Annotated in this window: 2 protein-coding genes; one reads left to right on the forward strand and one right to left on the reverse strand. The window is 63.7% G+C overall.

The features are described 5' to 3' along the window. Nucleotides 1-688 (forward strand): hypothetical protein (locus L0G76_RS16125; protein WP_304358137.1); only part of this gene is annotated, 688 nt, incomplete at its 5' end. Here L0G76_RS16125 and L0G76_RS16130 read toward each other — a convergent pair. Beyond that, complete coding sequence (locus L0G76_RS16130; RefSeq protein WP_487247015.1) at nt 646-1,254, reverse strand: hypothetical protein; 609 nt, start codon at nt 1,252-1,254, stop codon at nt 646-648. The genes L0G76_RS16125 and L0G76_RS16130 overlap by 43 nt on opposite strands. Between the last annotated feature and the right edge of the window lie 381 nt (nt 1,255-1,635).

The raw sequence follows: 1,635 nt of genomic DNA on the forward strand, positions 1-1,635 counted from the left end.
CGCATGCGCAGTCGGTGGGTCCATCGCCCTTGATGCCTACCGACCGGGCCGCAGCGATATCGATGTCATCGCTGTCCTCAGCGATGAGTGGAAAGACCACCGCAGCCTCATGGCACGCTTGAGGCTTCTGCATCTCGCCCAGGTGCCCCGTCTGACCGTCCGTGCTGCACGCGGTCTGGGGTTCAGCGCATGCTGCAACACCGTGTTCGTCTGGCAGTCCGAGATCTCCCGCGCGGTGACCGAGATCCACCCGGTCGCGTCCCACGTAGGCGAGGTCTTCGACTCCCAGGGCGCTTTCGACGTCAATCCGGTGATCTGGAAGGAACTCGTCGACGGCGGCATCTCCGTCCGCGGCGGCCCCGTCTCGGATTGGAATCTCGACTCCGAGCCCGAGGTGCTCCGCGAGTGGGTCGCGCGCAACGTCCGCGAGTATTGGGCCCCGCTGGCTGAAAGCGCCCGCGGCGGTCGACGCACCTTGTCAGCTGGAGCTGTGGAGTGGTGCCTTCTCGGACCGGCGCGAATGCACTACACCCTCCTGACCGGGGAGATCATCGGCAAGGAGGGTGCCGGAAGGCACGCGCTCGAGGCTTTCCCTGACTGCATCGGCGATGAGGTCGATCATCGCCGACTCCCCAGTGAACGACCTCAATTGATGTCGTCGACGTCCTGGTTGTCATCGACGAGCTGATCGGCCAACGGTTCCCACTTCGCGTATTCGTCAGGGAAAGCCGAAGACTGCACGTCCTGCGCGGCCTGACCCGGGTCGATGTTCTCCCAGTTGTCGATCTGAGTCAGGCCCGGATTGGGACTATCGGGGTTGACTCCATAGAACGACTTCGATGCGAAGACGGGATCCTCCACCTGCTCGGCCGATCCCCAGTTCATCGAGGGACGCTGCTGGAACGCTCCGACGGAGTCACGATCCCCGCCGTCGAGATTCTGCAGGCTCGACTCCTGGAGCGCGGTCATCACGGCGATCTTCTGGGCCTTCTCCGACAGTTCCGCGCCCTTGCCGACGCCGATGATGGTGCGGGCATTGTCGATCTGCTCGGAGCTGAGTTCGTCCGGATCGTCAATGCCCACGGCCGAGCCGTCACCCTGATCTTGACCGGGGCCCGAGGCGTTGTCGCTCGGCTGATCGACGGCCCCTGAGATCGGACCCGCCGCGGCCGAGGTCGCCGCCCCCAGGGAGAGACCCCCTGCGATGACGGCAGCCGACAGTGCAGTCACCGCAAATTTGCGCACGCTTTTCATCTGTTCTCGCTTTCCTGTTGGATAGGGCGAGCTGCCCGGACGGCGAACGTCTGTTTCCCGCTTTCGGCACATGTCTGTGTTCTGCATTCGGCACAGGGGGTGCTCCGGAAATCGCCACACACCACACTGTCGGACACAAGCAGGCGGTTCAATGCAGAGAGGCTCATAGGTGGCCTACTCTCGCCGCAACGAATCGGTGAGGATTCGTGAGCATATGTTCAGAATTCCATGAGTGCCCCGCGGCCTTATGCGCCACTCGTGCGCGCCCGTGACCTGGGTCTCGGTCCGCCCATCGGGTCACTCGCAGGCGTGAGTCAGACTCCATTCAGGCGAGGAGTCATTGTCCCAGACCCGACTCTTGGAGGACGACCGCTTCCCCGA

The sequence above is a fragment of the Brevibacterium picturae genome, assembly GCF_030453725.1.
Classification (GTDB): domain Bacteria; phylum Actinomycetota; class Actinomycetes; order Actinomycetales; family Brevibacteriaceae; genus Brevibacterium; species Brevibacterium sandarakinum_A.